Source organism: Escherichia sp. TW14182 (genome assembly GCF_000208525.1).
GTDB lineage: Bacteria > Pseudomonadota > Gammaproteobacteria > Enterobacterales > Enterobacteriaceae > Escherichia > Escherichia ruysiae.
The window spans coordinates 23,635-30,489 of sequence record NZ_AEJZ01000001.1; the positions used below are offsets into that span (position 1 = coordinate 23,635).

Genomic DNA, 6,855 nt, shown 5'->3' on the forward strand with positions numbered 1-6,855 from the left:
GCCGCTAATTTCAATCATACAACAAAATTTTGTTAGCAGCCTAAGTATAAAGATGTCGATATAGATCAATGTGATTCGCTATGAGCGACTTCGGCATTGCCATGATTCTGGCAACCAGGTTCTTCACAACGTTGCATCATGTAACCCAGAGAAGCCAGTACCACGGTCGATAACATCACGCAGGTGGTGGTGAGCAGTGGTGTGCTAACGCTGATAAGCCAGGAAACCACAAGGCTTGCGAGGAAGCACAGTCCCAGTTGCAATGTGTTCTGCAATGCTGCAGCGCGGCCGGTCGCATGTGGGAAGGGGCGCAGCGCCTGGGCGACAACAATCGGGTAGATTGCGCCGTTGGCAATAGCCATCACACAGAATGGGATCAGGATTTCGACCAGCGAAACATGGCTAATGAAGCCAGCAGCCCAGGTCGCCACGACACTGACAGCAAACAGCGCCAGCAGCCACGGTAATAATTGTTTGCCTTGCCATTTCTGCAATGCTGCGCGGCAGCCATAACCACCAATCAGAAACGCGATGGTTTGTGGTACATAACTTAAACCAATGACTGCCGGGCTATAGCCCATCTCGCTAAGGATGAACGGTGAACCGGTCAGCCAGGCAAAGAAACTGGCTGAACAGGCTGCATAAATCAGCACGTTGCCGCGATAGGTTTTTGAACGCAGCAGATCGGTAAAGGTCAGTCCATCCTGACTATCGTTACGTGCTTTAGTCGTGGGTTTAAGCCAGAAAATGGGCAGAATCAGTACCACTGTAATGGCAAACAAGGTGGCGAAAATCGCCTGCCAGGAAAAATGAACCAGCAGCCAGCTACCTAAAAGAGGAGCAAGGGCAGGAGAGAGTCCCACTAATGGCATGATAGTGGCGAAAATACGATTCACTTTTTGTGAAGGATAGTAATCCGTCACCAACGCCTGCCAGATAACTGCGGCGGCACAGACACCAACCGCTTGCACAAACCGTAATACCAGCAGAGTGATGGCGTTATCCACCCATAACATCCCCAGACTACCTAACGCAAAAATTGTCAGGCCGATTAATAACACCGGTTTACGACCATAACGGTCGGAGAGCGGCCCCCACAGAAGTTGGGCTGCGGCAAAACCGGCAAGGAACAGACTAAGGCTGGCACTGACAGCAGACGCAGGCGTTTGCAAATCGGCCTGAATGGCGGCGAAAGCGGGCAGATACATATCGGTTGCCAGAAAACCGAGTACGCTCAAACCCGCCAGCCAGACTAAAAATCTTTTCCCAGGTTGCATGTATATTCTCTAAATTTCTCAATTAAACACCGTCGCAAAGTGTAGGGAGTGAAATTCCTGTTGTGAAACGGTAATATTTGATGACTGGTTTCAAAAATTTTGCAGGCAAACTATGTGGTCTGAGTATTCTCTCGAAGTGGTTGATGCGGTAGCGCGTAATGGCAGTTTTAGTGCTGCGGCTCAGGAGTTGCATCGCGTTCCTTCAGCGGTCAGCTATACCGTGCGTCAGCTGGAAGAGTGGCTGGCGGTGCCGCTTTTTGAACGGCGTCATCGTGATGTGGAACTGACCGCTGCCGGGGCGTGGTTTCTCAAAGAAGGGCGCTCTGTTGTCAAAAAAATGCAGATCACTCGCCAGCAATGTCAGCAGATTGCGAACGGCTGGCGCGGTCAGTTAGCCATTGCGGTGGATAATATCGTCAGGCCAGAACGTACACGGCAGATGATCGTTGATTTCTATCGCCATTTTGATGACGTTGAACTTCTGGTATTTCAGGAAGTATTCAACGGTGTCTGGGATGCGCTTTCCGACGGGCGCGTGGAACTGGCGATTGGCGCGACACGAGCGATTCCGGTGGGCGGTCGTTACGCCTTCCGTGATATGGGGATGTTGAGCTGGAGTTGTGTTGTTGCCCGTCATCATCCGCTTGCGTCAATGAATGGGCCATTCAGCGATGATACGTTGCGCAACTGGCCATCGCTGGTGCGCGAAGACACCTCGCGGACGCTACCAAAACGTATTACCTGGCTGCTGGATAACCAAAAGCGCCTTGTTGTACCGGACTGGGAATCATCGGCAACGTGTATTTCGGCTGGGTTATGCATCGGTATGGTGCCGACACATTTCGCCAAACCGTGGCTTAATGAGGGGAAGTGGGTAGCTCTAGAACTGGAAAATCCATTCCCTGATTCAGCATGTTGTCTGACCTGGCAGCAGAATGATATGTCGCCTGCTTTAACCTGGTTGCTTGAGTATCTCGGCGATAGTGAGACGCTGAATAAGGAGTGGCTGCGGGAGCCGGAAGAGACTCCCGCAACGGATGATTAACGACGATAGTCGCGGAACGGGCCATCAGCCACGGAGCGACGTTCAATCAACCGTGGATGAACTTCAATTGACTGCGGTTCTTCGCGTTTGTTGACGATACGATCCAACAGCATATTGAACGCCGTTTCACCCAGTGAATCTTTTGGCTGATGGATAGTGGTCAGTGCCGGGGTAAAGTAGCGAGCGTTGCGCACGTTATCATAACCGATCAGCGAAACATCCTGCGGGACGCGCAGACCCATTTCATCAGCGGCACAGAGCGCGCCCATCGCCATAATATCGCCGCCACAGAAGACAGCGGTAGGTCTGTGTGGTTGCGACAGGATTTGCTGCATGGCGCGATAACCTGATTCAGGCTCAAAGTCACCTTGCACAATCCAGTTTTCCGGCACTTTGATCATGGCTTCTTCCATCGCTTTCATAAAGCCCGCCAAACGACCTGCACCGGTGTTACGCTCCAGAGGACCAGGAATAACGCCAATTTCGCGGTGACCGCGTTCAATCAGATAGCGCCCGGCCATGTAACCGCCTTCAAAAGCGTTATCGATAACCGCATCGGTAAAGTCTGCTTTTGCTTCACCCCAGTCCATCACCACCATCGGGATATGGCGATACTCTTCCAGCATCGCCAGCAACGGTTCCGGGTACTCAGAACACATCACCAGCAGGCCATCGACGCGTTTTTGCGCCATCATCGACAGATAAGCCCGCTGTTTCTCAAGATTGTTCCACGCATTGCCCAGAATCAGCGTGTAGCCTTTCTGGAAGCAATTTTTTTCTACCGCTTCAATGATCTCGGCGAAATAGGCCGCTTCGCTGCTGGTCGCCAGCAAACCGATAGACTTGGTGTGGTTAACCTTCAGGCTACGCGCCACCGCGCTAGGGGAGTAGTGTAATTCTTTGATCGCTGCCCACACAGCATTGCGCGTTTCTTCAGCGACGAAACGTGTTTTGTTGATTACGTGTGACACAGTTGTAGTGGAAACGTTTGCTCGTTTCGCTACATCTTTTATTGTTGCCATTCCATTTCACTCCAGACCCTAACTTCAGCTCCTGCAAAATCGCAAGGTAAACGTTTGCCTTTACACACCTTACGCACAACAAAAGTGTTGCGGTACGCCGGGAAAATGACACAGAGCGTCAGGAAGGGGTCAATGGCCAGTACGCAAATAGTGTAAGCGTGGAATTTTGGCCGATCTTGATGAAAAGGGGAAGTAGTAAAAACACTTATCATTATAAATGGCGGGAGATTTTTTCATCACAGTATGTAAAAATGCGTAATATCACTTTTTGTGGGGTAATAAAAAGGAGAAAACTTGATGAGCACCGACCTTAAATTTTCACTGGTAACAACCATTATCGTTCTTGGTTTGATCGTGGCCGTGGGTTTGACTGCCGCACTGCACTGATTTCCCCCTCGAGGGAGCGCGTTCTCCCTCACATCTCCTTCCTCTTTGTTAGCAAAATGGCAAAAGTGTTTTCTCTTTTTGTTATTTTCATTCTTTTGTGATTGATGTCATGCTTTCGCCACTTTGATGAACATCGCGTGATGACGCGAAGAGGTGGAGATTAGGCATGAAAATTAACTATCCGTTGCTGGCGCTGGCAATTGGCGCATTTGGTATCGGGACAACGGAATTCTCGCCAATGGGCTTGTTGCCCGTTATTGCGCGTGGTGTGGATGTCTCGATTCCCGCTGCCGGAATGTTAATCAGCGCCTATGCGGTTGGCGTGATGGTTGGCGCGCCATTGATGACGCTTCTGCTTTCTCATCGTGCCCGCCGTAGTGCGCTGATTTTCCTGATGGCGATTTTCACGCTCGGTAACGTACTTTCTGCCATCGCACCGGACTATATGACGCTGATGCTTTCACGCATTTTAACCAGCCTGAATCACGGGGCGTTTTTTGGTCTGGGGTCTGTCGTGGCAGCAAGCGTGGTGCCAAAACATAAACAGGCCAGCGCAGTTGCAACTATGTTTATGGGCTTAACACTGGCGAATATCGGTGGCGTTCCGGCGGCAACCTGGCTTGGGGAAACTATTGGCTGGCGTATGTCATTTCTGGCAACGGCGGGGCTGGGTGTGATTTCAATGGTGAGCCTGTTCTTCTCTTTACCTAAAGGTGGCGCAGGGGCGCGGCCTGACGTGAAAAAAGAGCTGGCGGTACTGTTGCGTCCACAGGTGCTGTCTGCATTGCTGACGACGGTGCTGGGCGCTGGCGCAATGTTCACCCTCTACACCTATATTTCTCCGGTACTGCAAAGTATCACTCACGCAACGCCGGTGTTCGTCACGGCAATGCTGGTGCTGATTGGTGTCGGATTCTCTATCGGTAACTTTCTCGGCGGCAAACTTGCAGATCGTTCAGTTAACGGCACGTTGAAAGGCTTTTTGCTGCTGCTGATGGTGATTATGCTCGCGATCCCGTTCCTGGCGCGAAATGAGTTTGGCGCGGCTATTAGCATGGTGGTGTGGGGCGCTGCAACCTTTGCGGTTGTACCACCGTTGCAGATGCGTGTAATGCGCGTTGCCAGCGAAGCGCCGGGTTTGTCTTCATCAGTAAATATTGGTGCCTTTAACCTTGGAAATGCGCTGGGTGCCGCAGCCGGTGGTGCAGTGATTTCCGGTGGTCTGGGATACAGTTTTGTGCCGGTGATGGGGGCGATTGTTGCGGGGCTGGCATTGTTGCTGGTATTTATGTCAGCCAGAAAACAACCTGAAGCAGTTTGCGTTGCCAACAGCTAATAAACAAAAACGCAGAAGGATAACCTTCTGCGTTACAGTTTGCAGGCAAAGTGCGATTTATCTTGCCGGATGTGGTGTTAATGCCTCATCCGCGTAGGCCTGATAAGCGTAGCGCATCAGGCAATGCTGCATTTGCCATCAGTGATTATGCAGCGAGATTTTTCGCTACGAACTCCCAGTTCACCAGTGCCCAGAAGTGCTCCAGATAGCCAGGACGTGCATTGCGATAGTCGATGTAATAAGCGTGTTCCCAGACATCAACGGTCAGCAGTGGAGTCGCATCGGTAGTCAGCGGAGTACCTGCGTTAGAAGTGGAAACGATAGCCAGTTTGCCATCGCTGTTTTTCACCAGCCAGGTCCAGCCAGAACCAAAGTTTTTGATCGCAGCATCAGTAAACTGAGCTTTGAAATCGGCAAAGCTGCCAAAAGAAGCGGCGATAGCTTCAGCCAGTTCACCCGTCGGTTCGCCACCCGCGTTTGGCGCCAGGCAGTTCCAGTAGAAAGTGTGGTTCCAGACCTGAGCGGCGTTATTGAATACACCACCTTCAGAGCTGCGAATAATCTCTTCCAGTGATTTACCTTCAAACGCAGTACCTTTGATCAGGTTGTTCAGGTTAGTGACATAAGTCTGATGATGTTTGCCGTAGTGATACTCGATAGTTTCCGCAGAAATGTGCGGTGCCAGAGCATCTTTAGCATATGGTAGTGCAGGTAATTCAAATGACATTGCTACTCTCCTTTATTATTAATTGGCATACGTACAATAGCCTTATTGTGCGTATGGATAGGGTAGCAAATTAAAAGGTGATACAAAAGATGAACTTACCCTGTTGCCGTAACAACAGGGTAAAGTTTTAGCGAAGTGTTTTTGGGGTCATCACCCGACGAGCGCCAACATAGTGGCGTTGCCAGTAATCTTCACTTAACGAAGTGATTTTAATTTCCTGACCACTGCGTGGTGACTGAATAAATTTGCCGTTGCCGACATACACGCCAACGTGATCGGCGGTTCCGCGCCCCTGAGTGCGGAAGAAGACAAGGTCGCCGTTTTTCAGTTCGCTGCGATCGATCGGCGCGGCGTCACGCAGGTGATACATTTCGTTAGCCGTGCGTGGAATACGGATCTTCACCAGATCTTTATACGCGTAATAAACCAGTCCGCTGCAATCAAAACCGGTACGCGGTGAGCTGCCGCCCCAGCGATATGGTTTGCCAATTTGCTGCATCAGCTTATTCATAGCCACTTTTGTGGCTTTCTGTACTTTGGCTTTATGCGCGTCGGCGATGGTTCCCTGTGTGGCATTCTTGACTTTCACACAACGTGACTTATAGCCTTTACGTTTGGTGCATTTTTCCGTAAAGCTGACTGACGCCGTTTTATTGACGGCTTGTTTGCTGCGAGTTTTGGCGTTTTTAGAAGCTGTAATGGAGGATTTTTTAACGGAAGAAGCAGTTTTATTTTTAGTAGTACTTTTACTGGCGGCTTTTTTCGCTGTTTTCTGGCTGGCTTTATTGGTCTTTTTGGTGGTTGCCGTGCTTTTCTTTTTATCTGCTTTTTTGGTGATGTGAGTGGTAGCAGAACTCTCCCTGGCTTGCTTTGAAGCATGTGCCATAGGCGTTAAAGGCAGGGTGGTAAAAAGTAAAGCACAGAGCGTGATCGAAATACGGTTTATCCGCGCCACTGAGCGTCCCTCTGTTAAGGCAGGTCTATCATGCCTGCGTCTGATTTACAAAACTTGATGATTCTAATGCATAGAAGGGTAGTGACTCCAACTTACTGATAGTGTT

At 50.3% G+C, this 6,855-nt stretch carries 7 protein-coding genes; 3 read left to right on the forward strand and 4 right to left on the reverse strand.

The features are described 5' to 3' along the window. Window positions 1-65: 65 nt before the first annotated feature. On the reverse strand, window positions 66-1,277 hold the full coding sequence (punC, locus tag EQY_RS0100125) for a purine nucleoside transporter PunC (protein WP_001182342.1): 1,212 nt from the start codon (window positions 1,275-1,277) through the stop codon (window positions 66-68). Window positions 1,278-1,389: 112 nt separating this feature from the next. On the opposite strand from punC, the gene punR reads away from it, so the two are divergent. Continuing rightward, on the forward strand, window positions 1,390-2,322 hold the full coding sequence (gene punR / locus EQY_RS0100130) for a DNA-binding transcriptional activator PunR (RefSeq protein ID WP_000269487.1): 933 nt from the start codon (window positions 1,390-1,392) through the stop codon (window positions 2,320-2,322). Here the strand turns inward: punR and purR are convergent. After that, on the reverse strand, window positions 2,319-3,344 hold the full coding sequence (gene purR / locus EQY_RS0100135) for an HTH-type transcriptional repressor PurR (protein ID WP_000190978.1): 1,026 nt from the start codon (window positions 3,342-3,344) through the stop codon (window positions 2,319-2,321). The genes punR and purR overlap by 4 nt on opposite strands. Window positions 3,345-3,641: 297 nt before the next feature. Between purR and cydH the strand changes: the two genes are divergently transcribed. Both cydH and EQY_RS0100145 read left to right on the forward strand, forming a co-directional pair. Continuing rightward, window positions 3,642-3,731, forward strand: coding sequence for a cytochrome bd-I accessory subunit CydH (cydH, locus tag EQY_RS0100140; RefSeq protein ID WP_000102278.1), 90 nt, complete (start codon window positions 3,642-3,644; stop codon window positions 3,729-3,731). Between the two features lie 166 nt (window positions 3,732-3,897). Next, complete coding sequence (locus tag EQY_RS0100145; protein WP_000701028.1) at window positions 3,898-5,067, forward strand: MFS transporter; 1,170 nt, start codon at window positions 3,898-3,900, stop codon at window positions 5,065-5,067. A gap of 145 nt (window positions 5,068-5,212) precedes the next feature. On the opposite strand, the gene sodB is transcribed toward EQY_RS0100145, so the two are convergent. Then, window positions 5,213-5,794: a superoxide dismutase [Fe] gene (gene sodB, locus EQY_RS0100150; protein ID WP_000007278.1), complete on the reverse strand. Its 582-nt coding sequence runs from the start codon at window positions 5,792-5,794 to the stop codon at window positions 5,213-5,215. 127 nt (window positions 5,795-5,921) lie between these two features. Then, the gene (gene mepH / locus EQY_RS0100155) at window positions 5,922-6,749 is read right to left on the reverse strand and encodes a peptidoglycan DD-endopeptidase MepH (RefSeq protein ID WP_000101173.1); all 828 of its coding nucleotides are present in this window, start codon (window positions 6,747-6,749) and stop codon (window positions 5,922-5,924) included. Window positions 6,750-6,855: the final 106 nt, after the last annotated feature.

What these genes read in the sequence shown, in the direction of transcription:
- punC (WP_001182342.1), bottom strand. Translation starts at nt 1,277, where the DNA reads ATGCAACCTGGGAAAAGATTTTTAGTCTGGCTGGCGGGTTTGAGCGTA.
- punR (WP_000269487.1), top strand. Translation starts at nt 1,390, where the DNA reads ATGTGGTCTGAGTATTCTCTCGAAGTGGTTGATGCGGTAGCGCGTAAT.
- purR (WP_000190978.1), bottom strand. Translation starts at nt 3,344, where the DNA reads ATGGCAACAATAAAAGATGTAGCGAAACGAGCAAACGTTTCCACTACA.
- cydH (WP_000102278.1), top strand. Translation starts at nt 3,642, where the DNA reads ATGAGCACCGACCTTAAATTTTCACTGGTAACAACCATTATCGTTCTT.
- EQY_RS0100145 (WP_000701028.1), top strand. Translation starts at nt 3,898, where the DNA reads ATGAAAATTAACTATCCGTTGCTGGCGCTGGCAATTGGCGCATTTGGT.
- sodB (WP_000007278.1), bottom strand. Translation starts at nt 5,794, where the DNA reads ATGTCATTTGAATTACCTGCACTACCATATGCTAAAGATGCTCTGGCA.